General features: G+C 69.3%; 21 protein-coding genes. 10 read left to right on the forward strand and 11 right to left on the reverse strand.

All coding sequences use genetic code 11. The features are described from left to right. Positions 1–272: 272 nt before the first annotated feature. On the forward strand, positions 273–2,393 hold the full coding sequence (locus tag AC5L38_RS35870) for a hypothetical protein (protein ID WP_495247252.1): 2,121 nt from the start codon (positions 273–275) through the stop codon (positions 2,391–2,393). A 91-nt stretch (positions 2,394–2,484) separates the two neighbouring features. Here AC5L38_RS35870 and AC5L38_RS35875 read toward each other — a convergent pair whose 3' ends face one another. The 3 genes from AC5L38_RS35875 to AC5L38_RS35885 form a co-directional block, all read right to left on the reverse strand. Next, the gene (locus tag AC5L38_RS35875) at positions 2,485–3,201 is read right to left on the reverse strand and encodes an NPP1 family protein (protein WP_495247253.1); all 717 of its coding nucleotides are present in this window, start codon (positions 3,199–3,201) and stop codon (positions 2,485–2,487) included. A gap of 538 nt (positions 3,202–3,739) precedes the next feature. Continuing rightward, on the reverse strand, positions 3,740–4,021 hold the full coding sequence (locus AC5L38_RS35880) for a hypothetical protein (protein ID WP_495247254.1): 282 nt from the start codon (positions 4,019–4,021) through the stop codon (positions 3,740–3,742). Positions 4,022–4,202: 181 nt separating this feature from the next. Further along, positions 4,203–5,141, reverse strand: a complete 939-nt coding sequence (locus AC5L38_RS35885; protein ID WP_495247255.1) for a MerR family transcriptional regulator — start codon at positions 5,139–5,141, stop codon at positions 4,203–4,205. Between the two features lie 278 nt (positions 5,142–5,419). Here AC5L38_RS35885 and AC5L38_RS35890 point away from each other — a divergent pair, with 278 nt between their 5' ends. Genes AC5L38_RS35890 through AC5L38_RS35900 form a run of 3 tightly spaced genes read left to right on the forward strand, consistent with a single transcriptional unit; the run spans position 5,420 to position 7,433 of the window. Further along, positions 5,420–6,187: a CPBP family intramembrane glutamic endopeptidase gene (locus AC5L38_RS35890; protein ID WP_495247256.1), complete on the forward strand. Its 768-nt coding sequence runs from the start codon at positions 5,420–5,422 to the stop codon at positions 6,185–6,187. A 14-nt stretch (positions 6,188–6,201) separates the two neighbouring features. Continuing rightward, on the forward strand, positions 6,202–6,627 hold the full coding sequence (locus AC5L38_RS35895; protein ID WP_495247257.1) for a PadR family transcriptional regulator: 426 nt from the start codon (positions 6,202–6,204) through the stop codon (positions 6,625–6,627). Next, entirely contained in the window at positions 6,624–7,433 is an 810-nt protein-coding gene (locus tag AC5L38_RS35900; RefSeq protein ID WP_495247258.1) for a hypothetical protein, read from the forward strand. The genes AC5L38_RS35895 and AC5L38_RS35900 overlap by 4 nt, the downstream gene beginning before the upstream one ends. 188 nt (positions 7,434–7,621) lie before the next feature. Here the strand turns inward: AC5L38_RS35900 and AC5L38_RS35905 are convergent, their stop codons facing one another. Next, positions 7,622–11,071, reverse strand: a complete 3,450-nt coding sequence (locus AC5L38_RS35905; protein WP_495247259.1) for a S8 family serine peptidase — start codon at positions 11,069–11,071, stop codon at positions 7,622–7,624. Positions 11,072–11,244: 173 nt separating this feature from the next. Between AC5L38_RS35905 and AC5L38_RS35910 the strand changes: the two genes are divergently transcribed. Beyond that, positions 11,245–12,213, forward strand: coding sequence for a helix-turn-helix transcriptional regulator (locus AC5L38_RS35910; RefSeq protein ID WP_495247260.1), 969 nt, complete (start codon positions 11,245–11,247; stop codon positions 12,211–12,213). A 43-nt stretch (positions 12,214–12,256) separates the two neighbouring features. On the opposite strand, the gene AC5L38_RS35915 is transcribed toward AC5L38_RS35910, so the two are convergent. After that, the gene (locus AC5L38_RS35915) at positions 12,257–12,463 is read right to left on the reverse strand and encodes a DUF397 domain-containing protein (protein ID WP_495247261.1); all 207 of its coding nucleotides are present in this window, start codon (positions 12,461–12,463) and stop codon (positions 12,257–12,259) included. Continuing rightward, a complete protein-coding gene (locus AC5L38_RS35920) occupies positions 12,454–13,281 on the reverse strand; it encodes a helix-turn-helix domain-containing protein (protein WP_495247262.1) in 828 nt (275 codons plus the stop codon). Before AC5L38_RS35920 ends, AC5L38_RS35915 begins: the two co-directional genes overlap by 10 nt. A 491-nt stretch (positions 13,282–13,772) precedes the next feature. Between AC5L38_RS35920 and AC5L38_RS35925 the strand changes: the two genes are divergently transcribed. Further along, entirely contained in the window at positions 13,773–14,246 is a 474-nt protein-coding gene (locus AC5L38_RS35925; RefSeq protein WP_495247263.1) for a hypothetical protein, read from the forward strand. A 14-nt stretch (positions 14,247–14,260) separates the two neighbouring features. Here the strand turns inward: AC5L38_RS35925 and AC5L38_RS35930 are convergent, their stop codons facing one another. Both AC5L38_RS35930 and AC5L38_RS35935 read right to left on the reverse strand, forming a co-directional pair. Continuing rightward, positions 14,261–16,249, reverse strand: coding sequence for a hypothetical protein (locus AC5L38_RS35930; protein ID WP_495247264.1), 1,989 nt, complete (start codon positions 16,247–16,249; stop codon positions 14,261–14,263). Positions 16,250–16,277: 28 nt separating this feature from the next. Continuing rightward, complete coding sequence (locus tag AC5L38_RS35935) at positions 16,278–16,505, reverse strand: hypothetical protein (RefSeq protein WP_495247265.1); 228 nt, start codon at positions 16,503–16,505, stop codon at positions 16,278–16,280. A 291-nt stretch (positions 16,506–16,796) separates the two neighbouring features. Here AC5L38_RS35935 and AC5L38_RS35940 point away from each other — a divergent pair, with 291 nt between their 5' ends. Next, positions 16,797–17,093 carry a hypothetical protein gene (locus tag AC5L38_RS35940; protein ID WP_495247266.1) on the forward strand — a complete coding sequence of 99 codons (297 nt, stop codon included), beginning with the start codon at positions 16,797–16,799 and terminating at the stop codon, positions 17,091–17,093. A 330-nt stretch (positions 17,094–17,423) separates the two neighbouring features. Continuing rightward, entirely contained in the window at positions 17,424–18,821 is a 1,398-nt protein-coding gene (locus AC5L38_RS35945) for a DUF2786 domain-containing protein (protein WP_495247267.1), read from the forward strand. A 412-nt stretch (positions 18,822–19,233) separates the two neighbouring features. Here the strand turns inward: AC5L38_RS35945 and AC5L38_RS35950 are convergent, their stop codons facing one another. Continuing rightward, positions 19,234–19,788, reverse strand: coding sequence for a hemerythrin domain-containing protein (locus tag AC5L38_RS35950; protein WP_495247268.1), 555 nt, complete (start codon positions 19,786–19,788; stop codon positions 19,234–19,236). 176 nt (positions 19,789–19,964) lie between these two features. On the opposite strand from AC5L38_RS35950, the gene AC5L38_RS35955 reads away from it, so the two are divergent. Together AC5L38_RS35955 and AC5L38_RS35960 are read left to right on the forward strand one after the other, a co-directional pair. Beyond that, positions 19,965–21,992, forward strand: coding sequence for a phosphocholine-specific phospholipase C (locus AC5L38_RS35955; protein WP_495247269.1), 2,028 nt, complete (start codon positions 19,965–19,967; stop codon positions 21,990–21,992). A gap of 55 nt (positions 21,993–22,047) precedes the next feature. After that, complete coding sequence (locus AC5L38_RS35960) at positions 22,048–22,392, forward strand: MmcQ/YjbR family DNA-binding protein (protein ID WP_495247347.1); 345 nt, start codon at positions 22,048–22,050, stop codon at positions 22,390–22,392. Positions 22,393–22,817: 425 nt separating this feature from the next. Here AC5L38_RS35960 and AC5L38_RS35965 read toward each other — a convergent pair whose 3' ends face one another. Both AC5L38_RS35965 and AC5L38_RS35970 read right to left on the reverse strand, forming a co-directional pair. Beyond that, a complete protein-coding gene (locus AC5L38_RS35965) occupies positions 22,818–23,288 on the reverse strand; it encodes a hypothetical protein (protein WP_495247270.1) in 471 nt (156 codons plus the stop codon). Between the two features lie 358 nt (positions 23,289–23,646). After that, positions 23,647–24,897 carry an amidohydrolase family protein gene (locus AC5L38_RS35970; protein ID WP_495247271.1) on the reverse strand — a complete coding sequence of 417 codons (1,251 nt, stop codon included), beginning with the start codon at positions 24,895–24,897 and terminating at the stop codon, positions 23,647–23,649. Positions 24,898–24,948: the final 51 nt, after the last annotated feature.

Raw genomic sequence — 24,948 nt, forward strand, 5'->3', positions numbered from 1 at the left:
GCGAGGCCGTCGCCGCGTGTCGTCCCCGAGACCGTGAAACCGGCCGGACGACGGGTGTCACGGGTGCCCGGATCCCGGTGAGGTCGTGCGCAAGGATGTTGCAAGACGGGTGCAACCGTCCGGCGGCAGCCTGATCGCACACCGATCCGAGGAGTCACCGACATGCCCGCCGCTGTGGAGATCGCCACGGTCGCCGCCGATCGTGCGGCCCTCGCCTCGCCCGCCGACCCGGAGGGGCACGCGTTCGGCCTCGCCGCGAGCTGAGGTACGCCGTGGATCGCCGGTCACTGCTCCTGGTCCATGACGTCCGTGACGCACAGGACATCCATGACGGCCATGCCTTCTCTACCGTCCACGACCCGGGCCACGACAAGGCGGACAGGGAGCGCAGAAGCCCCGCGTCGCGCCGGTCCCGTGCCGGCGGCTGCCTGCCGTACCACGGGCTGACGTCGGCGGCGGCGGAGAACGAGATCGGGGCGCTGTTCCACGGCGGGGTGCGGGCCCGGTGCGTCGAGGGTGACCTGCGGTCCAGCCGGGAGTGCTTCGACGCGGCGTACCGCGCGGCCGAGAGCGACGGCGACGGACGGGCGATGGCCTTCGCGGCGCTGGGATTGTCCGGCCTGTGGGTGCACGAGCACCGCGGTGTCATGGCCGCCGCGTCGGTCGAGGCGCGCCTGCGGCACGCGTTGTCGCTGGTGGATCCCCGGTCGTCACTCGCCCTCCGGCTCAGGGTACGGCTCGCCGCCGAGGCCGACTACCGGTCGGGCGGGCACGCGGGCATCCTCGCCCTGCTGGAGGAGGCCAGGCGGTCGGGCGATCCGGCGGCGTGGAGCGAGGCGCTCAGCCTGGCCCACCACTGCCTGCTGGGCCCCGGCCAGAGCGAGGCGCGTCACGAGCTCGCCCAGGAGCTGATCGCCGCGGGTTTCCGGACCTCCTGCCGCGGCGACCTGCTGATGGGGTTGCTGTGGCGCACCGTCGACCACGTTCTCGACGCGGGTCCGCACGCGGAACGCCACCTGGCGGAGCTGCGCGGGCTGCTGGCCCAGCAGGACCACCTGGCGGTCGGGTTCGTGGTGCGGGCGATCGACGTGATGCTCGGCATCCGCGCGGGACGGCTGCGGTCGGCCGAGGCCGAGGCCGAGGCGGCCGCCTGCGCCGAACGGGGGAGGCGGGCCGGCGACGCGGACGCCGCCGGCTGGTACGGCGCGCAGATGGTGGCCATCCGCTGGTACCAGGGCCGCATCGCCGAGCTGGTCCCGATGCTGGCCGAGGAGGTGAACTCGCCGACGCTCAGCGCCGTGGACAACTCCTACCTGGCCGCGCTGGCGGTCGCCGCGGCCACCGCGGGGGACCACCGGCAGGCGGCCGGCGCGCTGGCGCGGCTGCGGGGCGGCGACCTGGCCCTGCTGCCCCGGTCCAGCAGCTGGCTGGTGACCATGCACGGCGTCGTGGAGGCCGCGCACCTGCTGGGGGACACCGAGGTCTCGGCGGCGGCCTACGAGCTGCTCGGCCCGTTCGCCAGGCTTCCGATGGTGGCCAGTCTCGGCGTCGCGTGCTTCGGCTCCGCCCGGCACGCGCTGGGCGTGGCCGCGCTGACCATGGGCGACGCCCAGCGGGCGGTCGAGCATCTGCGGGTGGCCGTACGGGACAACCTGGCCATGGGGCACTGGCCGGCGGCGGTCCTGTCGCGCGTGCGGTGGGCCCAGGCGCTGGCGCTCCGGGCCGAGGCCGGGGACGTCGCGGAGGCGGGCAGGCAGCTGGAGGTCGCCACGAGCGAGGCGGCCGAGCTGGGCATGGTCCTGCCCGTTGACAGCGGGCGGCACGCCGAGGTCACCGCCGCCGGGCACGGCGGGCGGCGGCCCCTCATGGAGTGCAGGCGCGAGGGCCGCCGGTGGCGGATCGGGCTGGGCGCGCGGAGCGCGCACGTCGAGCACAGCCTGGGGATGGCCTACCTGGCGGTCCTGCTGGCCAACCCGCGGTACGAGATCCCGGCCATCGAGCTGGCCGCGGGTCCGGTGCCGCACAACGCGGCGGCCGTGGAGGCCGGCACCTCGACCGCCCAGCCGGCCCTGGACGAGGAGGCCATCAGGGCCTACCGCAGACGGCTGTCGCTGCTGCAGGAGGAGATCGACGGGTACGAGGCGGCCAACGACGTCGTCCGGGCCGAGCGGGTGCGGGCCGAGCGCGACTGGCTGATCGACGAGCTGGCGTCCGCGACCGGCCTGGCCGGACGGGCCAGGAACTTCACCGGCAACGAGGAACGTGCCCGCGTCTCGGTCGGCAAGGCCCTCCGGCGCGCCGTCACCCGCATCGCCGCCGCCGATCCGGTGCTGGGCGAGGAACTACGCCTGACGATCCGGACCGGACGGCTCTGCTGCTATCAACCGGCGTAGCTCTACGCGCGCCAAGCGGCGAGACGCTGAAGCATTCCGAGGGCGAGGATTCGAGGTGCGCGCTCCCGGCGCGAATCCATCGTCGTCCGGATCAGGCGTAGGGATCGAAGGGAATTCCGGCCGGCAGGGCCTTTGAGAGCTCCCATTCGAACGAACCGTCCTTGAGCCCGAAGCTGGCGCTGCCGAAATTGTGGCCGACCAGTTTTTCGCGGAATCCGGGCGGATAGTTGTCCCAGCCGATCAGCGGTGGCCACTGCCACGATCCCTTGTGGTTCTCCGGCCGTTCTCCGAAACCCGCGTGCCGGAAACAGTGCGTGCTGATTCCGTCCTTGTGGTAAACGACCAGCGGGTGTTTTCCGGTTTCGTCCCACGGCACGTTGTTTCTGTGCCGGGTGGTGTACTTGCCGTGCGCGGACGTCGAGACGTACATGCCCCACTCGCCCTGCACCCACACGACGACGTGCTCCCAGTCGTGCCTGTGCCCGGCGCTGCCCGGCCCCAGGGCCGCCTGGTCCTTCTCGAAGTAGAGCGCGTACATGTACGCGCACCAGCCGTTGTTGCACTTGACGCGCGAGTAGGCGTTGGTGTTGTCCAGATCCCACGAGTCGCGGCAGTGGCCGTTCTCCGCGCCGCCCAGGGCCAAGCCCGGGGCGATCGTCCCGTCACGCCCGATGGCCGGGGTGGGGTAGCAGCCGTCGCCGTCGTAGTCGAAACCCGGCTCGTAGACGCGGTCGGGCCACGGAGCCGCCCAGTCGAGGGCGGAGGGCGGGTCCGCGAAGGCGACGCCCGGGAAGGCGAAGAGCGTCACGACGGCGGCCGTGAACGCGCGGAGGACGAACGACAGCCTTCCGGGCCGGCGTCGGCTCCTGGCTCCGGCCTGACTCCGGCTTTCCGCCGGGGACGCGTTGTCTCGCGACGCCCCGGACAACATTCTTCGCATCGAACCTTCCCGTCGATTCGCTGGGGGGTGAAACGGTCACGGTCCCTGAGAAGGTGCGGTGTTCCGCACCGTGGTCGAGGATCAAGGTAGGATGTTTGCAGTCTTGAGTCAAGATCGAAGTAAATGGAAGTTAATGCCCCGTGAACCTTTGACGTCGAGAAGATCTGTTCGCGGAACACCGGACGAGAACGGGCCGGGGTGATTCCGGATTCGGAAATCCCGTGACGGGAAATCGCCTAATCGGTAATCGCGGCCGAGGATGAGATCCACTCGACCGGCGAGCGGCGCCTTGTTTTCGACGCCGGTTTTCCCGGTCGCCGGAGAACGACCGGTGACCGGGAAACGGCTGGAATGACACGGTGACCGGAACGGCGGAAACGCGCGCCGCTCCGCGAGGGGCCCGGGATCAGAGCTCGCCGAGCTCGCCGAGCGGTTTCGTCCAGTAGTCCCGGTCGCGTGATTCGTCCTCCTCGAGGAGGACGAGCGTGTCGGAGACGGAGCGGCCGGGGCCGATGACGATGTGCATGATCTCGTTGAAGGTCTTGAACGCCTCGTCGTCGCCGACGCGCATCTCCATGTCGTTCATGAGCCGATACCAGTGCTTCTGCTCGTCCTCGATCCGGGGCAGGAGCTCTTCGCGGCTGAGGGTGCGGGCTTCCTCGACGGTGAGCCGTTTGAAGCGTGCCATGCGCCGATTGTTCCACCCGGAAATCCGGCGTTCACGGTCTCGCCCGTCTCCGCCCGCTCCGCGTCTCATGTTCCGTCGGCCCGTCGGCCGAACGCGCCTGCGAGACCGCCCTGGGCGAACCGGCTCGGTGACGCCCCCGTACGGGACGAACCGGCCCGGTGACGCCTTCTTGAGCGGCCCGTTACGCCGGTGTCCGGGCGCTCAGGGCCCGGATGAACCAGTCGAGCACCGGCGTCAGGCTTTCGGGCGCGGGCCAGCCGTTGATCACCGCGAGCAGCCGGAGGTACGACTCCCTGCGAGGGTCGTTCGCGCTCTCCAGCCGTACCAGCAACCGGTGCCGGAGGTCGGCGTCGTCGGGGAGGCCGACGGCGTGCGCGTAGTGGGCCGTGACCGCCGCGACGACCGGATCGGCCGTGGGTGAGGCCGGGTCGACGCCGGCCGCCAGGGACGGGCCCGCCTGGTCGCGGACCATCGCGACGGGATCGCGGCGCGGGCCCGTGACGCCGCCCCGGGCGCGCTCCGCCGCGTGTTGCCCGACCAGGCGGCGCATGATCGCGCGGAACTCCGGGTCCTGCGACAGCTCGGCCAGTTCCACCCATGCCTCGACCTGCTCGGGTGCGGGGTCGTCGGGCAGTTCGGGGGTCATCGAGCGCCTGATCCCCGCGAATTCGGGGTTGGCGTCCGGGTCGCCGAAGGCGGTGTCGAGGAAGTCGCCGATCAGGCGCCGGCGCTCGTCCTCGGAGAGCTTGGCCAGTTTGTGCATGAGATCCATCTCCTGGGGTGTGGACCCGCGCCTGGTCACCGCCGTCAGCACCGCGCGCCGCAGGCGCAGCGTCCGGATCTGCACCGCCAGCGCCTCGGCGTGCGCCGCGGCGACCTCGGGAAGCGAGATCTCCCGGTCCACGACCCTGCGGATCGTGGGAAGGTCCACCCCCAGGTCGCGCAGCGTCCGTACGAGGTCAAGGCGTGCGACGGCGTCGATGCCGTAGAGGCGGTGACCGGCCGGGCTGCGGCCGGTCGGCGGCACGATCCCGCGGTCGGAGTAGAACCGGACGGTCTTGACCGTCAGCCCGGTCCGCCGGGCCAGATCGCCGATCGAGTAGAGCGTGTCGCCGTTCATGCCCCCACCCTGGCGTCTCCCTCTACGGGAGGTGCAAGTCGGCGGGTCGCGGCGGCCAAGCGCGGGCCCGGGGCAAGGGGAGACGAGGCCCGGGGCAAGGGGAGACGAAGGGAGACGGGGGGAGACGGGGGGAGACGAAGGAACGGTGCCGCTGACGGCCTCCGGGCGGCGACGGATCCAGGCTCGCGTCCATCAACATGGACTGGATAACGAGCTAGGTTGTATATCTAACTAGCTTGCTTTACCGTCTAGATGGCACAGCATCTAAGGAGCCCCCGATGTCCTTCACCCCCCTGACGCTCCTCGTCTCGGCCGTCCTCGTCGTGTACCTGGCCCTCGTCAGCCCCCTGCTCGGCAAGCGCACCTACGACGGGCTGGCCCGTTCGCGGGACCGGGACCCGACGGCCTACCGCAGGACGTGCGCGCTCTGGTGCGCCGAGCTGTGGGCGCTGGCCGCCGTGGCGCTGTTCATCGTCGCGATGGAGCCGGGGCTCGACCCCGCGGACATCGGCCTGGTGTTCAAGGATCCGCCGGACGAGATCCTCGGGGTGATCGTCGGCTTCCTGATCGCCGCCACGGCCGGCCTGCTCGTGCTCAGGCGACTGGCGGCCAGGGGCAGGCCCGTCCCCGGCCAGGAGGCCGTCGCCCACCTGCTGCCACGTACCACGGCCGAGCGCTGGTACGCGGCGGGCCTGTCGGTGACCGCCGGGGTCACCGAGGAGATCGTTTACCGGGGGCTGCTCATCGCGGTCGGCATGGGCGCGCTCGGCCTGAGCGAGGAGGTCGCCGCCCTCGCGGCGCTGGCGGTCTTCGTCGCGGGGCACCTCTACCAGGGATGGCGCGGCATGTTCGCGGTCACCCTGATCGGACTCGCCCTGACCTCGCTCTATCTGAGGACCGGCAGCCTGCTCCTGCCGATCCTGCTGCACGTCCTGATCGACCTTCGCGGCCTGCTGCTGTCTCCCCGGCCGCGGCGTGAACCGGCCCGGGAGCCGGACGGGGAGCCCGCCGGGAGCCGGCCGGGACTAGGTGGGAACGCCGTCTAAGTAGGATCGCCAGCATGACGAGCGACCGACGCGCGAGCTGGCTCAAGGGTGTGCTCGACCTGCTGGTTCTCGCCAGCCTGACGGCCGGGGAGAACTATGGCTACGAGATCGTCAAGGACCTCGCCGAGCTGGGCCTCGGTCAGATCAAGGGCGGCACCCTCTACCCGGTGCTCAACCGGCTGGAGGAGGCGGGGCTGGTCACCGCGGAGTTCCGGGTGACCGAGCGCGGGCCCGGCCGCCGCTACTACCGGCTCACCGACCGGGGCAGGCAGACGCTCGCCGAGCAGGGCGGGCTCTGGCTGAGCTTCGACGAGTCGGTGCGCACCGCGCTGGTCAGGGGCGGCGTCGAGGCGTCCCGTCCCGCGACCTCGCGGGAACGCGAACAGGAAAGCGGCCAGGAAAGCGGCCAGGAACGAGAACGCGAAGGGGAGCTCCGATGAACCCCGACTCCGGAGAGACGACCGGGACGACCGAGGCGACCGGGACGACCGGGACGGCCGGGACGGCCTCCGGTGAGAAGGCCCGCGCCTACTTCGACGAACTCGCCGTACTCCTGGCCGAGGCGGGGATGCCGGCCGACCGGGCCGGCGCCATGCTCGACGAGCTCGCCGGCTACCTCGCCGAGAGCGGCGGCGACCCCGAGGAGGAGTTCGGCCCCGCGGCCGACCTGGCCGGGGAGCTGACCGGCACCTCGCTCCCGCCCGCCGAGCCCGCCGTGGACGCCCGCACCTGGAGCTGGACCGCCGACCTGTTCCACGACGTCAAGCTGCTCAACGAGTACGGCGCGCAGGGCTGGGAGGTCGACAGGGTCGACGCGAAGGGCCTGTTCGTCTGCGCCCGGGACCCCGAATACCCGCAGCAGTGGGAGTACAGCAGGGAACTGGTCGCGGCCGGCCGTCGCCGGAGCGTGCTCGACCGGCTCACCCCGGACGGCTGGGAGCCGTGCGGCACCTGGGTGGGCTTCGAGTACTTCAAGCGTCCCAGGGCCGCCAGCCTGGGACCCGCCGCTGAGCTGACCGCCCCGCCCCGGGCCCCCGACCGCGGCATCTTCCTCAGCCCCAGGTTCTACGCCTTCGTCGCCGGCGTCCTCGTCGTGCTGGCGCTGGCGGTGGCGGCCCTGCTCCGGTTCGGCGAGCTGGACGGCGACCTGAGCACCATCCTGGGCCTGCTCACCGGTGCGGCCGTGGGCGCGCTGATCTCGATGACCGCGTTGTGGACAGCCCAGCGGCGCGGCAGGAGGTCCTGAGCCTGCTGCCCAGCACGGTCGTGGGTGATTCGCCGGGAACAGCCGGATGCCCCCGGCCGGCCGCGGGCTTGGTACGCCGCGGCCGGCCGGGGGCATGTCATCGTGTCCGGCCCATATCCGGCCCGTATCCGAGCACTGCCCGGGCGACGGCCCGTCAGTGGCTCAGGTGACGATCCCTCAGTGGTCCCTCACTGGTCCTTCACCACGAACCGGCCGGTGAGCGGGCCCAGCTCCACGGTGTACGTCCCCGCGTCGCTCCGGCGCGCGTCGAACGAGAGCCGTACCGCCTTGTCGGCGCGGACCTGGACGGTCTGCCGCTGTTCGACCTCGCCGTTGATCCGCAGGACGGCGTCGTACCCGCCCGTCTTCTCGCCCACGTTCTTCACCTGCGCGGTGATCCGCACCGGGAGGTCCGGACGGACGGTGGACGGGCTGACGTCGAGGTCGGTCAGGGCGAAGAGGGGCTCGGGGCCCGGGGTCCGGTCGTGGACGAAGATGTCGGACTTCCGGTTGGTGTCGTCACCGACGAGGTTGGCGGAGTTGCTCTCGAAGGCGACGTACCGCCCGTCCCCGCTGATCGACGGGATGCCGGCCGAGCCGTCACCCTCGACGTCCTTGGGACCGCCGGAGACCCGCGTGGTGGTGCCCGCCTTGAAGTCGCGCACGTACACGTCCGTCCGCCCGTTGGTGTCACCGGCGGCGAGGTTGGTGGCGTAGGTGTAGAACACCACTGCCTGCCCGTCGGCGCTCAGGGACGGGGCGAAGGACCAGTCATTGGCCATGCTCCCGTCGGACGCCGCCGACGCGAGCCTCCTCGTGCCGGTCTGCCGGTCGTGGACGTAGATCTGGTACCCCTCGATCCCGCCACTCGCGATGTAGACCACCATCCGCCCGTCGGCGCTGATCGACGGGCTGCTCGCCTCCCTCGCCTCGGGCGCGGGGATCAGCTCGGTCTTACCGGTCTGCCGGTCGCGGACGAACACGTCGGCGTGCTCGTTGGTGTCTCCGGCCACGAGGTCGGCGGCCTGGCTCTCGAAGGCGACGAAGCGGCCGTCGGCGCTGATCGACTGCTCGCGCGAGTTCCCCTCGCCCGGAAGGCCGCCGGTCCCGACCGAGACGAGCTCGGTCTTGCCGGTGGTCCGGTCGCGGACGAAGACGTCGGTCCGTCCGTTGGCGTCCCCGGGTACGAGGTTGGTGGCGTCGCTGTTGAAGACCGCGAAGCGGCCGTCGGCGCTGAACGAGGGCGACGAGGAGAGCCCGTCGCTCAGGGTGCCGTCGGAGGCCACCGAGATCAGCTCGGTCTTCCCCGTCTCCCGGTCGTGCGCGAAGGCGTCCGTCTGACCGTTGACGTCCCCGGGTACGAGGTTGGCGGCCCCGCTGCCGAACCCGACGAGGCGGCCGTCCGAGCTGATGGTCGGGCTCAGCGAGAAGCTGTCGCCCTGCGTGCCGTCGGAGGCCACCGAGACCCGCTCGACCGCCAGGGTGCGCAGGTCGGTCACGAAGATGTCGAGGTCGTTGTTGGTGTCGTCCGCGACGAAGTTGGACGCCGGGCTGGCGAACGCCACCGCCTCGCCGTTCGCGCTCATCTTCGGCCACCACGCCTCGCCGTTGCCCTGGTGGCCGTCCGAGGTCACCGAGACGCGCTCGGTGGCGGAGGACCGGGGGAGGGCGAAGTCGGCACGGGCGGTCTTCGTCCCGATCACGGTGACCTTGCCGGGCTCCGACCTGGACACGCCGGGAGCCGCCACGGCGACCTGGTAGTCGCCCTCGGGCACGTCCTCGATCATGTACTTGCCGTTGACGTCCGTCGTCGCCACGAGACGGTCGGGTACGTCGAGCACCGTGACCGTCGCGCCCGGCACCCTCGAACCGGTCGGGCCGTAGGTCACCCGCCCCGAGATCCTTCCCCAGCGGGTCCGGTCCAGCGCGATCTGGACATCGGAGAAGCGGTTCTCCGTGACGCGGACCTTGACCGGTTCCTGCAGGTAGCCGAACCTGGACAGCTTCAGGTCGTACGATCCGGCGCCGAACCGGATCTCGAACCGGCCGCGCTCGTCGGTCTCGACGGTCCGGCCGGTGTCCGTCCGGGTGACCGTCACGCCGCCGAGCGGCTCGCGGGTCTTCTCGTCGGTGACGACGCCCCGGACACCGCTCGTGAGAGCCGCCTCCGCGACGGCGGCGTACGCGTCGATCCGTCCCGCGCCGAAGCGCGGGTTCGGGCGTGCGCCGTAGCGCCCGTCGAAGAAGGACGTACCGGCCAGGATGCCCAGCGTCTCGTCGACGCCGAGGTCGCGGCGGGCCTGGAGCATCAGCGCGACCGTGCCGGAGACGTGCGGGGTCGCCATCGAGGTGCCGCTCAGCGATCCGTACTCACCGCCGGGCAGGGCCGAGAGCACGTCCACGCCGGGCGCCGAGATGTCGGGGACGATGTACGACTCGGGCCATTCGGCGGGCGCGTCGATCCAGTCGGTCCTGCGGACCGTCCCGCCGCAGGAGAACTCCGGCACGTCGTCGCCCGCGTCGGTGGCGCCGACGGACACGGCCTCGTAGACGTTGCCGGGACTGCCCGACCCCCCTTCGAGGCACTCGTTGCCGATGGCGAAGGACGGGAAGGCGCCGGCCAGGTAGATGTTCCTGGCCGGTTCGACCATCTCGTCGGCGTAGCCCTCCGCGCCCAGCGACATGCTGACGACGTCGGCGGGCTCGCCCGCGGGGCTGCCGTCGGCGGCGTACGGCGCGATCGCCCACTGCATGCCGGCGATCACCTGGGCGAGCGTCCCGTTGCCGCCCGGGATGACCAGGCCGGCCATCAGCTCGGCGCCGGGAGCGACACCGATCTGCGTGCCCGAGGCGTTCCCACCGGCGATCGTGCCCGCCACGTGCGTGCCGTGGTAGCTGCTGTCGTGGGGCGAGGAGGGCACCGGCCTGCCGTCCGGGCCGAACTCGATCCAGCCGCCCGGGTAGGACGGGTCCGACGCGTCGTCGGTGACGAGCTTCCCGGTGAGGTCGGGGTGGGCGATGTCGACACCGGTGTCGAGGACCGCCACGCGCACGCCGTCACCGGTGAGCCCGCGCTCCTTCGCCACCCGGTCGGCACCGATCTTCTCGATGCCCCAGGCGGACTCACCTTCCGCCGCCTTCGCGGCGCGGCGCGGCGTGGGCGGGGCCTTGAGCTCGAAGTTGGGGATGATCCGGTCCACCAGGTCGAGCGCGGCCAGCGCCTCCAGAGTGGCGGGCCTGGCCCGGACGAGGACCATGTTCTTGATCCAGAACGTGTTGAGCACCTGGTCCCCGTGAGCCTCGACCAGCTGGACGACGGGGGCCTGGACGGCCTTGGCCGTCTCGGCCAGGGCCTTGCGCGCCTCGCTCGGGTCCGCTGAGCTGAGGCCGGTGCCCGCGCGGAGCACGACGGCGGCCTCGACACGGTCGTCGGCACGTGCGCCGGCGGTCTTCGTACGGTCGATCAGCTCAGGGGCGATCTTTCCTCGCCGGGCCTGCTCCGCGGGGGGCTTCTCAGCCGTGGCAGGGCTCGCCGCCGTGGCCGGGCTCGCCGGCAGGACCGTGGCGAGAGATCCCAGGACGAGGAGTGCGGCGAGTGACAGGCGTTGCCCGCGACATCGTAGGGCGGACAGCGACATGGGGGACTCCTTCGTTCAGGTGCGCGCTGTGGTGCCCCTGAACGCTGGCATCAGCTGTCATCCCCTGACAAGCTGGGTCAGCGGCGAGTTCCTGTCAGGTGACGTAAACACGACAGGCGAAGTGGCGGGGCGTTCCCGGCGCCGGAGCTCACCGTACAGGCAAGGAGAGTGTGATGCTTGAGGCGATCGGGCTGAGCCGACAGGACGAGGCGGTGTACGACGCACTCGTCCGCAGGACGCAGGCGACGGTCTCCGAACTCGTCCATGACTGTCATCTCCCGGTGGCCGCCGCGAGACGGACGTTGCGCTCACTCGTCGAGCTCGGTCTGGCCACCCGTTCGACGGGACGCCCCGTTCGCTATGTCGCCGTCTCACCGGACAGCGGGCTGGAAGCCGTGCTGCGCGAGCGCGAGGCCGAGCTGCGTGACGTCCGCCTGCACATCGGGACGCTGGTCAAGATGTACCGCGCGGGCACCCGGTTCGCCCATCCGGGCGATCTGATCGAGATGGTCTCGGGACGCGACGAGGTCAACCACCACTGGGTTCAGATGCAGCAGAACAGCCGGACCCAGATGCGGGGGTTCGACCGCCCGCCCTACGCCACCCCGCAGGCGCACAGGGAGCCGAACCAGGTGGAACTCGCCCTGCTGAAGCGAGGGGTGAAATACCGGGTCGTCTACGACAAGACCGCGCTCGCGCTCCCCGGCTGGCTGGAGGACGTCACGGCCGGGATGCGACACGGGGAGCAGGCCAGGATCGCCGCCGACCTGCCGATGAAACTCGCCATCTCCGACGACCGCCTCGCCATCATCCCGCTGCTCAGCCCCGTGGACGACATGATCGCTGCGTCCTACGTGATCCACCCCTCCCCGCTCCTGGACGCGCTGGTCGCCCTCTTCGAGACGACGTGGACGCGCAGCGTCCCGGTCCAGCTGAACTCACCCGACGCGGAGGTGCTGTCGGAGGAGGAGGCGAGACTGCTCACGCTGCTGGCCTCTGGAGCGACCGACAAGGCCGCCAGCCGGGCCCTGGGCTGGAGCGAGCGGACCGTGCAACGACACGTCACCAAGCTGATGAACCGGGTCGGGGCGCAGACCAGGTTCCAGGTCGCGATGGAGGCCACCCGGCGGGGGTGGATCTAGGGTTTGTGTCGTGGTCTTTTGAGGTGGGCTTTGAAGTGGAAGGTCAGGCAAGCGAGTCGAACTCACCGGTCTTGACGCCACCGATGAACGATCTCCACTCGGCGGGAGCGAAGAACAGCTTGGCTCCGTCCGGGTTCTTACTGTCACGAACAGCGACCACCCCAGGCAGGTTGGCGGCCACCTCGACACACTGGCCACCGTTCGATCCGGAACGTGATGACTTCTGCCACACGGCGGCACTCAGGTCCATTCCTGCCTCACATCCTCGATCATTTTGAGGGACATGTGCTCAGGATAAGCCCATCGCCGTATCGCCTCATATCGGTTCCACATCGAGGCCACAAGACTGGAGTCAGTCGAGACGTATCCCTCAGCCGAGGAGTCGGCGTGGATAGCATCTGGCTGTCCGTCCGGAAGCTCAGCGATCATAAACGCTCCCAGCAGTCCTGGTAGACATCGCTGATCGACAAGCTGGATGGAAACAGCAGGGTTCTTGCCGATTTCCAACAGGTAGTCGAGCTGGCCGCGCATAACCTCAGAGTCTCCGACCGGACGGCGTACCACATTGGCGTCGATGAGAGTCAGGAACAGTGGCGGATTGTCTCGCTCCAGGATGGAGCGACGTCGAATGCGGACCTCAATGCGTTTCTCCACCTCCTCAGAGGTCATTCGAGGTTCTTGGCTGAGAACGTGACGGGCATAGGACTCCGTCTGGAGAAGGCCGGGAACGAGGAGAGGATCCCAGGAGCGCAGGACGAGGGCGGTCGGCTCAATCTCCTCGACCCAGCTCTGGAACCAGATCGGGCCACCGGGCTGGGCCAGGATGCGCTGACGGAGGCGAGTGAAGGCGTTGCCTTCAGCAGTGTTGAAGAGCTGGTCCAGCTTCTCCGCGTCGGACTTCGACGGTGTGCGGGTAGCACCCTCCAGGCGGCTGACCTGAGTCTGGGTGCAGCCGAGGCGTCTGGCCACGGAGGACTGTGAGAGCTGGGCGGCCTCCCGCAGCCGACGCATCTCGGCGCCGAACCGCACGCGAGGGGATCCAGGGTCGAGGGGCAGCACCTCATCCATTTCATTTCCTCCCGAATTAGAAAAAACGGACTTAATGATCGGCCGGTGATATCGAATCCAGTCCAGATAAACCAACGGCTGTCATGGTCCGCTCTATCCTGGGTTGCCTATCCAGTAGTCGGTCGACTACCCATAAGGCATTCTAGGCACAGGAATCCTCTTCGCGAAAGTGCTGACAAGAAAGCGATAAATCACTTCCCTGGTTGGCAGCGAATCGGGTCGGATATGAATTAGATAACCCTATTTTGGTCTCCCGCCGCGAGCATCGGAAAGAATTCGAAAGGCGAAACCATGACGACGAACGAGCCGCCGGCCGAGCGGATCACGGCTTCAACCCGCGAGGACATGCTCCTGCCCTGGCTGACGACAGCGGTCGGCGTGACCTGGCAACTCCCCTTGCCTGACGAACGAGTATGGAAAGGGTGTGGCGAACACGTGCCGAGTGGGTAAAGATTGATACGTCCCGGCGCCCACCACCCCGGAGGTCCCAAATGCGCTCCACCCGCTTACTGGCCGTCGGTCTGGCGCTGATGACAGTGGCCTCAGGATGTGCTTCCGGGCCATCTTTGAAGGACGCGGCAGCGGAGTTGCAAAAGGATACACAGCGCCTGGAAGCCGACGACGTCTTCAAGAACCCGCTCATGAATCTGCGAATCGTACAGCGTCCGGACAAGGATCTTCCTTGTGGGGGAGAGAAGGTCAAGCGAGTATTGCGGGCAACGGCCGACGAGGAACGCGTCGACGAATCACTGGATTCTCGCCTAGACAAAGCCCAAAGGGTTATGGAGAACACGCTTTCCCGAATCTTGGGCTACAAGGTGGAGTATGACATCAGTCAGGTAGATGCGCCGGAGGGGCGATTTATCTATGGCAGCAAGGAGGTGGGAGTGATGGTTAACGTTTATGTGGCGCCGGAAGCGCCTACCTGGCGGCTGCACGCACAGACCGCTTGTCTTCCACGATAAGAGATCTTCCTATTTTAGTTCGGGGTCTTCAATAGATTCTCAGCCAAGTCGCTGGTTTGGAATCGCGAGGAATGCTCGACTTTTTTGTCGAGGCTTGCGTTATCGTCCATCCAGCCATCGTAGGCATCCAGCTTTACTTTAATTAGCTGTTCCCATTTCTTGTCACCGGTGGCCTCGCGTCTGGCCTCGGCCACGAGTTCGTCATATGTTTTGAGATTTCCGGTGGTCGCGCTGAGGAGTTCGCTGGGAGGTTCGCTCGCCGGGTAGCCGCCACTGTGGAGAAGGTAAGCCATTTCGTACTTCATGCGTCTGGCCAGGTCGGCTCGGGTCTCTGTGGCCGCTTGGACCTGTGTCTCGAAACTGTCGGCCCACTTATCCGATGCGGTGCTGACGATGTAAGCCTGGGCGAACTCCCAACCAACTTCGAATACGGGCTTCGTGAAGCTCGCCCCGCCGAGCATCAAACCGACGGTGTTCTTGGTGATATCTCGGGTCATATCGGAGATAGCGTCTTCTTCGCCGAGCACGTCTTTCGCCGTCTTGAACGCGACGCTGCCAAAATCACCGAACATCAGTGAAATGTCGCGGAAGTAATCGGTGTTGCCCTGTGCGTCCAGTCTGGCAGCGCCCAGCAAGGCGTCATAGCGAAACTTTGCAACCGTCGAGTCGAACGCCTCAGCGACCTTGTCCTCTCCAACGAAGGTTTTCATGAATTGAGAAGTGTCACCGGGACTGAGGTAGAACGCGGGGGTCACCCCGGGGAGGGCTTCCCAATGTTCGGGGATCTGTATGCCGGAGGAGCGGTCGGCGGCCCTGTCGAAGCGTCCGCCCGAGACCACCTCATGGACATACGAGTTCGCGACCACGCCCATGGAATCCTTGGCGGGCCATGGCAGGTCGGCGCCGAAGGAGCCCGCGACTTTTATCAGGTCCAGAGCGAAGGCTGCGGCCTCTGGGCTGTGCCGGCCGGCCTTTTCGGTCTTGGCCTCGGTGCCCGCCTCCATCGCCCGCCCGAAGGCGTCGGCCACCTCGTCCCCGGTGCCCACTCCCTTGGCGTAGTCGAGGAACAGCTTCATCTTGTCGACCTGGCTGAGCTTGACGTCGGCCCCGCCCATCTTGGCGAAGGCATCCCGTACGGCCGCGCCGTCGCCGTCGAGCACCTCCAGGCCCAGGGCGACCAGGTCGTCAGGCAGGTCGTACTTCTTGCCACCCAGGGATCCAGCACGCCACTCCTGGCCGGGTCTCTTCGCGAACTCGTCCAGAGCCAGCGCGCGGGCCGCCGCGCTGCGGATGGACGAGGGGGCGTTCGCGCCCTTGAGCAGTGCGAGCCGGTTCCACGCGACGATCTTGCCGTCGACCGGTTTGACCAGGTCTTCTCTGACCTTGGCGAAGGCAGGGACGAGAGTGGGGGCGTTCAGGGCAGCACCGAGGGCCTTGCTGAAGGTGGCCAGGTCCTTCTTGGCGGTCTTGCTGCCGCTGGCCGCGATGATGCTGGGCAGCGCGTCCCGGACCTTGGGGGAGAGCAGGGCGAAGAAGGCGGCGGCGGCCTGGGGGTTTTCGGCGATTTTGGCGACGTCGTCGATGTGCTCGTGGATGAGCTTGGCCTGCAGGTCGCTGTGGAAGTTCACCAGGATGTCCTCGCCGTACATCCTGGCCAAGCCCTGGGCGAGGTCGTAGTCCTTCAGCTCGTCGGGAAGGCGGATGAGCCCCTGCCCGCCCGCCGCCACCGACGCCGTACCGCCCGCGTCGCCCAGCTCCGGGGCGCCGTCGCCCAGGGCGTTGATCAGGTCGATCCGGCCGTGGAGCATGGAGACCTGCCTCCCGCCCCAGTCGGCGATGTCGCCGATCTCCCGGAGGACGGGGGTCTCGACCCCGTTCTCGCGAAGCTTCCCCTTGAACTCCCTGCTGAAAGCGGTCAGCTTGTCGGCGGCGCCGCGCAGGGAGGTGGCGAGCTGCCCCATCTGCTCGGGGTCGATACCGCAGAACTCGCCGGTCGGTGCCATGGAGCGTTCCCCCTTGCGGTCATGACGGTCACGTGCGTCCGGCCATCTCACGGCGCATGGCGTTCGCCTCGGCCTCGGTCACCAGTGGAGGGGAGCGGCGCAGCTCCTCCTCGACCGCGTCCACCACGCTCTGGGCGAGCCGTCCGAGCCGTTGGTGCCGGTCTTCCAGCTCGGTGGTCCAGGTGGCGGCCGTCGGCCCCGTCCAGACCTGTCCCGACCGCATCGCCGAGGAGGCGCGCTGGTATGCCTGCCGCACTTCGTTTGCCCTGTATTCGGCTTCGACGAGCAATTGCCGCAGCCGTTCGTGCCGGGGACTGGGCACCATCCGCTCGGCCACGCCACCCCCGCCCTTTTCGTGACCCCGTGATGAAGGAGAAAGTCGCATACCAGGTTAGGTATTGATCGTCTAAGTCGGCAAGTCCCGTACTCGACCGGTATCGCGCTTCCGCCAGTGGGTCTATGACCCCGTGAGCGGACGGAACTGGTATTTCGGTCATTCCCTCTCATGCCGGAGCGACTACTCCATCTACCACCATCGGAGTAACGCATGACGCTGTTCGAAAAACACATCGACACCATAGAAACCGCCGTCAAGACCGCGTACTGGATATATTTCGTCGCCGGTTTCGTGCTGTTCCTCGCCGGTCACGTGACCATCTTCATGGCCATCGTGATCGGCATCATCTGGCTGTCCCGCGTCGCCCTGTACGAGATCCGGCGGACCCGGGCGCGCTGGGACCGCGAGAGCGCCGACGAATCGGAACTACGCCGCGAGCAACGACGCGAGCACCGCGAACGAGAGCTGCGCCTCCAGATCCGGCGCCTCCAGCAACCGGACCGCTGACCACACGCTTCCGCCTCGATCATCCATGTCGGCAGGGCCGGCCGCGTTCCCGCCGCACCGGTGAGAGCGGACGGGGCGGGTGGCAGCCGAACGAGTCGGTTCCGTGCCGGATCGCCACCGCGTCGACCCCGGTGACACCGGCGAAGCCCTCGAACGCGACCTCGGCCGAACACGGCGGATGGCAGTCTGAACAGCGGTGTCGGTGCCATCATGGCTCGGGTTGGCCCGAGCGCGATCGGCGATCCACGTGACCGTGATCGGTTCACCGGCGTCGCGGGCAACCCGGAACGACGCGGATTTCCAGCGAGCGGAAACAAGGAGCAGCCGACGATGGGCAAGGCCAACCGGGAACGGCGCAAAGCCAAGGAGAAGGAGCGCAAGCGGCGGCAGCCCAGGGACGCAGGGGCTCCCCACGGGGCCGGGCCGCACGACTTCTCGGCGTTCGGCTTCCCCGGCAAGGCCGGGTTCTCGCTGTTCGACCAGCCCTGGTCGCTCAGCCCCGCCGTGCTCGCCGAGCAGCTGGTGTCGCAGGCGGTGCACGCCCGGTTGGACGGCGACACCGACGGGTTCGAACGAAGCGCGGCGGCGCTGGTCGAGCGGCCCGGAGTCAGCGGATGGCGGCGCGTCGCCGACCGCACGCTGACCGCCACGCTCCGGCACGATCTGGCCGACCTCTGGCAGCGGGGCTGGCAGCCCGCCGACGTCGCGCGGATGGCCCGCAAGGAGTTCGGCGCCCGGCACGTGCGGCTGTTGACCGACGCGATCGCCGACGAGGCACAGAAGTATGCCGCGGTCACCGTCGACCCCCGATGGCACGGCCAGCTGTCGGCGTTGGAGGCGAAGGTCTGGTGGGAAGGCGACGACTACTCACGGGCACGCGGCGAGCGCGAACGCCTGGACCGGGCCGCCCTGGTCACCCTCCTGCTCCAGCTGATCTGCCTGTTGACCACCCTCCCCCGGCTGGAGCGGCTGATCGCGCCGCCGGGCACCGCCCGGCACGCCACCCTGCGACGCGGCCCGGCGGTCGACGAGCGCATGCTGACCCGGGTCAGGGCACTGCTGGCCAAGGCCGAGTCGACTGAGTTCCCCGCCGAGGCCGAGACCTTCACCGCGGCGGCGCAGCGGCTGATGGCCAAGCACAGCATCGATGCGGCACTGCTGGCCGCCGCGGCACACGACCAAAGCGCCACCGACCAGCCCGCGGGCCGCCGGATCGGCGTCGAGGCCCCCTACGAGGGGCCCAAGGCGGTGCTGGTCGACACGGTGGCCGCGGCCAACCGCTGCCGCGCCGTATGGAGCAGTGATTTCGGCTTCTCCACCGTGCTCGGCTTCCCCGCCGATCTGGACGCGGTAGAACTGCTGTTCACCTCGCTACTGGTGCAGGCCACCACCGCCATGGTGCACGCCGGTTCCCGCCGCGACGGCCATGGCCGCTCCACCACCCGTTCCTTCCGGCAGTCGTTCCTCACCTCCTACGCCCAGCGGATCGGCGAGCGCCTGGCCGAGGCCACCGGGGAGGCGGTGCGCGAGGCCGCCGCGAGCTCGGGCACGGACCTGCTCCCCGTGCTGGCCGCCCGCGACCAGGCGGTCGACGAGGCGGTCGACGAGATGTTCCCCCAGCTGACCTCACGCCCGGTGGCCCCGTCCCACAACCGTGACGGCTGGCTCTCCGGCCGCGCCGCCGCAGACCTCGCCACCCTGCACGGCGGCACCGAAGTCACCGGCTGATCGGTGTCCGCCGAGCCATTGCCCGCACGTTGAGGAAGGCACAAAGGAAGCGGTGTCGGCGGGGCGGGCGGCAGCAGAACGCGTCGGTTCCGCTGCGAGTTCGCCGGTACCTCGGCCAACCGGGGGCGGCCCGGTGGTGTGGTTTGCCCTTCGGGAAAATACTGCGTCGGTGGACTTTTAAAAAGATTTTTGCCGGACGACGTGGGTCGCCCCCCGGTCGGGGTCGCCAGGTCGGATCCGGGAGTGGAGCCATGGCCATCGCTATCAGCTCATCTTGCTATCCCGCGTCACCTTGTACGAGATCCGGCGGATCCGGACGCGCTGGGACCGCAGGAGCGCCGAAGAGTCAGAACTACGTCGTGAGCAGCGGCGCGAGCACCGTGAACGGGAGCTGCGCCTCCAGATCCGGCGGCTACAGCGGCCGGATCGTTGACGACCCGTTGCCGCCCAGATCGTCCATGTCGTCGATCAGCAGGAAGTCGGGCCGGTTCTCGCGCCATTCGGGCACGTCCATCGAATTGAGCACGGAGATCAGCTTCTTCTCCTCGTAGATGAAGTGCGTCCGCATGACCGCCGACAGCGCCGTCACCTCCTCGCGCACCTTGGAGGCCGTGGCCGGGTCCGGTTTCTCCGGGAGGGATTCGAGTAGTTTCTGGAGATTTCCCAGCAGCCAGTCCAGCTGGTTGTGGTCCGTGCGCAAATCGGAGAGCACCTTGCGCAACTCGGGAAACTCCTCGGCGATCGCCGGGAACGCGCCCCTGTCCTCGCCGGTGTGGTGGCGCGTCAACGCCGTGCAGAAGGAAAGGCAATGGGCGCGCAGGTCCCGTGGTGGAAGCCCTTTGCCGTCAAAATAGTCGTCGACGCTGTCCTGGAGATCTTCCAGCATCTCGCGGAGCCAGATATGAACTTCGAGCAACTGTGTGCCCAGGGCGGTGAGGCGGTCGCCCGTCTCGGAACGTGTATTCATGCTCCTCTTTCGATTGATTACTCCACCCAGTGTCCCCGAAGTCCTGGGGGACGCGCGCGCCGGTGGAAGCGGACGGGGTGGCAGGCTCACGGGCGGGGCCGCATCCCGGGTGTGGGATGGACGGGGCCGGGTTGTTAGGTTGAGGCTTGCCCGAAATGCCGTTAAAGGGATGCTCAATGTCGGCACCGTCCGTACTTCCCCCCTCTCTCGTGCGCCTGCTGGCGCGGCCCGCACCTCCCGGAACCCTCTCCGACATCAAGCACGTCGTCTTCGTCATGCAGGAGAACCGGTCGTTCGACCACTACTTCGGCCGGATGCGCGGGGTGCGCGGCTACGAGGACCGCAACGCGGTGTCCACCCGGGCGCTGCGGCCGGTCTTCGAGCAGGACGGGATCCTGCCCTTCTCCGTACGGGAGGCCGCGGGGCGCGCGGGAGCCGACCCGATGCTGCTCGACACCCACGACCACAGCTGGCTCGGCACCCAGAACGCCTGGGCGATGGGCTGGAACGACGCCTGGGTGCCCAACAAGGGCCCCTCCACCATGGCGTACTACGACCGCGAGGACATCCCGTTCCACTACGAGCTGGCGGACGCGTTCACGATCTGCGACGCCTACCACTGCTCGGTGCTGAGCTCCACGACGCCGAACCGCAACTACCACGTCTCCGGCCACACGGGCCACGAGCCCGGCACCGAACAGCGGGCCGTCGACAACGGGGCCTGCGAGGAGGACGGGCACCCCGGCTACTCCTGGACCACGGCGCCGGAGCTGCTGACCCGGGCCGGGCACTCCTGGCAGGTCTACCAGGAGTGGGACAACTACCAGTGCAACAACCTGGAGTTCTTCGCCACGTTCAAGGCGGTCATGGCGAAACTCGGACAGAGCAGCATGCACTCTTTCTACGAGAAGGTGCGCGCGTCCGAGGACCCCGCGCCGATGCTCGCCGAGCTGGAGGAGAGGGTGGCCCGCCTCGATCCGGCCGACCGGCTGCTCCACGACCGGGCGCTGCGCCGCACCCGGACGGGCGGCCTGGGGGACTGGTTCGCCGCCGACGTGGCGGCGGGACGCCTCCCCGCGGTCTCGTACGTCGTGACCTCGCTCGCCGACTCCGAACACCCGGAGGGCTCCTCGGCCGTGGAGAGCGGGAAGGTCGTCTACCGGATCCTCGACGCGCTCGCGTCGAATCCGGAGGTGTGGGCGAGCACCGCGGTCTTCATCACCTACGACGAGAACGACGGCTTCTTCGACCACGTCCCCCCGCCCGTCCCGCCGGACGGGACCCCGGGGGAGTTCGTCGCCGGACGGCCCATCGGGCTGGGCATGCGCGTCCCGATGATCGTCGTGTCGCCGTGGAGCGTGGGGGGTCACGTCTGTTCCCAGACGTTCGACCACAGCTCCACGGTCCGGTTCCTGGAGACCTGGCTCGGCATCAAGGCCCCCGACATCAGCGCCTGGCGGCGGACCGTCGCCGGGGATCTCACCTCCGCCTTCGACTTCGCCCGCCCTGAGGCGTGGCCCCCGCCGGAGGCACCCGTCCGGAACACCCTGGCCGCGCGGAACACTCCGACAGGCCAGGACACCCCGCCCGCCCAGGGCGCCACGACCGGTCGCTGGTACCCCGACGCCCCCGCCGAGCAGCGGATGCCCGGCAGCGAACCGGGTGTCAGGCCCGCCCGCGCGCTGCCGTACCGGCCCGACGCCTCGGCGCGGACCGGCGGTCGCGCCGTCGAGATCACGATGAGCAACACCGGCACGGAGAGCGCGCACCTGGCGCTGTACGGCTACATGGGGGAGCTCGCCCGGCCGCTGCACTTCGACGTGCTCGGCCACGCCCGCGAGGTGGTCTACTTCCCGTGTCCCACGTACGCCCTCGTCCTCACCGGGCCGAACGGCTTCCGCCGGGAGTTCCGGGGCGGGACGGACGACCCGGTGGAGCTGTCCAGCGTGATCGACGCGGCCACACGGACGATCGAGATCGCCGTCGTCAACACCGGTGACGAACCGGCCGACGTGACGATCTCGCCCCTGGCCTACGGGGGGACGGCGCGGACGCTGCGGCTCGCGGCCCGGGGCACCGGGCGGGTGCCGTGGCGGGCCGCGACCGGATGGTACGACCTGTGGGTCACCGTCGCCGGGGACACCGGTTTCGCCCGTCGCCTGATGGGACACATCGAGAACGGCGAGCCCGGCATCACGGGCTGACGACCGCCGGGGATGCCGGGGAGAAATGTCGGTGCGCTCTGGTAGACCGTGGGCCATGGGTGTGAGCGTGGATGAATTCCTGGAGATGCTGAAGGAACTGCCCGAGACCGAGCAGAGCGACGGCGGCGACTGGGTCTCGCTGAAGGTGCGGGGCAAGGGCTTCGGCTATCTGTGGGAGAAGACGGAGACCGTGGGTCTCAAGGCGACGATCGACGAGCAGATCGCGCTGGTGGCGGAGCGGCCGGAGGTGTTCGAGGTCCAGTTCACCATCGGCCGGTTCGGCTGGGTCGTGGTGCACCTCGCGAAGATCGAAGCGGATGAGCTGTTCGAGCTGGTCACCGAGGCGTGGTGTCTGACGGCTCCCAAACGGCTCGTCGACGCTCACGAGGCCGCACGCTAGCCCGTACGACATAGGGAGGGGCGGAAGACTCCACGGCGTGAGTCATGCGCGGAGGATTTCCCGGCCGACCGGTTTTGCTTGTTCCGTTTCTCTGTGGACGCACGTTCTCTGTGGACGCACGCTCGCACGGATCGGGCTCGTCGGACGCAGGGGGAACGGGCGGCTCGTCCCCCGATGCTCGGTGGGACGGGCCGCCCGTCGTGGGCCGGGTCTTTCGCGAGCCCGGCCGGGTCTTTTGCGAGCCCAGTCGGGTTCTTCGCGAGCCAAGCCGGGTCTTCGCGAGCCAGGCCGGGCCGCCTCGCGGGGAGGCGGGCGTGCGGCTCACGGTCACGGTGCCGGCCTTCCGGCCCCATTGCCGCAGGTGACCGTGTCAGCCGTGTCAGCCGTCTCGGCCTCGTCGGTGCCGGTTACCCGTCGGGTGTCTGTCAGTTGTTGATCCCGCGGCCGCTGCCGCTGCCGCCGATGCTGTCGCTGATGCCGCCGCCGACGCCGGCGCCCCTGCCGGTGCCGGTGCGATCGCTTCCGCGCTCCCGCCGGTCCTCGCGCCCGCGCTCCCGCCTGTCCTCCCGCCGGTCCTCGCGCCTGCGCTCCCGCCTGTCCTCACGCATGTTCTCGCGCCTGCGCTCCCGCCTGTCCTCACGCATGTTCTCGCGCCTGCGCTCGCGCATGTCCTCGCGCCGGTAGTCCCGTCCGGTCTCGCGCCGGTACTCGCGCCGGGCGCGGCACCTGTCGGGGTTCTTGTGCTCGCGGCAGGGCTTGAGGACGGAGGTGGCGACGGCCGGGGTGGTCGCGGCCACGGTGGTCGCGGCGGCGGACGAGGCCGTCACCGCCATGGGGGTGATGAGAGCGGAGGCCAGTACGGCTCCGGCTGCGAGGGCGTTCCTGATCATGGTCATGGCAGATCACTCCACATCGAATCGGTGTCGAATCGGTCGAGCCCTGGGCGATGCCCGGGCTGGCGGAGCGTCGTGCCGCGTCGAGGACGACGCCGACACGATGCGTAACCTGCTCTCACGGTAAGTGGGGGTGGCCGCGGGAGTCTGCTAGCGGATCCCAAAGCCTTGGGGCGGTCTGATTACCCTGAGGTAGCGGAAAGCAGCGAAAAAGGGGCGACCGGTAACACTCGGCTACCGGCCTCCACCGAAGGCTCGTGTCCCGAAAGGGTGTCACGCGCGGCGGAACCGCCAGAGTTCAGTAGATCGTTTCCGTCCGGGCGCCTGTTTTCACGGTACGAATCCCGCCGGCCCGGGGCCGTCAGCGCGGAACACCGGGTCCGAAGGAGGTGTGCAGGGTGGACGAGGCCACGATCCGGCCCGCGACGACGACGTGCCGGGGCGGGGCGTGCCGGGTCAGGGCCTCGCGGAGGGTCCGTCCCTCGAGGACGACGAGATCGGCGGGGGCTCCGGGCTCCAGGCGGTTGACGGGCAGGCCGGTAACCCGCGCGGCGTCGACGGTCACCATGTCGAACAGCCGTTCCAGGGCGGCGTCGGTGCGGGCGTCGAGCAGGTGGGCTGCGAGGAAGGCCACCTCCAGCAGGTTGTGCCGCCCGAACGGGTAGTAGGCGTCCTCGATGTCGTCCTGGCCGAGCGCGACCGGGACCCCGGCGTCGGCCAGCCGGAAGACCGGCAGGTGGAGCGGCCCGGTGTGCGGATCGCTGACGAAACCGAGCCCGGCGGCGCGGCACAGCCCGGCCAGGCGGCGCAGGTACGGCTCGGGGTAGAGCGCCATCGCCCTGGCGTGCTGGGCGCTGCCGCGTCCGATCATGTTCCGCTCCAGCAGCTCCCGCGCCAGCATCTCGGCCGTGCGCAGCCCCGGATCCCCCGCGTCGTCGACCAGCATGGCGACGCGCAGGCCGTGCCGCCAGGCGAGGTCGACCATGCGCCGCACGTGCTCGGCGGCGTCGGCGTCGGTCCACTCGATCCAGGGGATGCCGCCCACCACGTCCGCGCCGCGCCGTACGGCCTCGGTGAGGAGTTCCTCGGTCCCGGGTTCGCGGAGCAGGCCGTCCTGGGGGAAGGCCACCACCCGCACGTCGACCAGGCCGCGGAACTCCTCGCGCAGCGCCAGCAGCGCCTCCAGGCCGGTCAGCCCCGCCGCCGGGTCGATGTCGGCGAAGGCCTGCACCGCCCGGACGCCGTGTCGTACGGACTCCAGGAGCACCGGGCGGGCGCGTTCGAGGACGGATTCCACGGTCTGGCCGGTCTTGACGGCGGCGGCCGTCTCGATGGCGCCCATCGCGGCGCCCATCGTGCCCCCGGTGTACTCCGAGAGCGCGCCGGGCCCGGCCTCATCGAGGGTGTGGACCTTGCACAGGTGCAGGTGGGCGTCCACGAACGGCTCGGTGACCAGAGCGCCGTCGGCGTCGAGGGTCACGCCGGTCGCCGGGCCGAGATCGGGGTCGTCCTCGGCGACGAGGCCGATGAGCCCGCCCGTGGCGGCCAGCGACCACCTGCCGGGACGGCCGCGCAGGGTGGCGTTCCTGATGAGGAGGTCCGGAGTGTCCATGACAGCACGGTAGAAGCACGCCGCGAGGAGCGTGACGGCCAGACCTGCCAA

This window comes from Streptosporangium nanhuense (assembly GCF_059358815.1).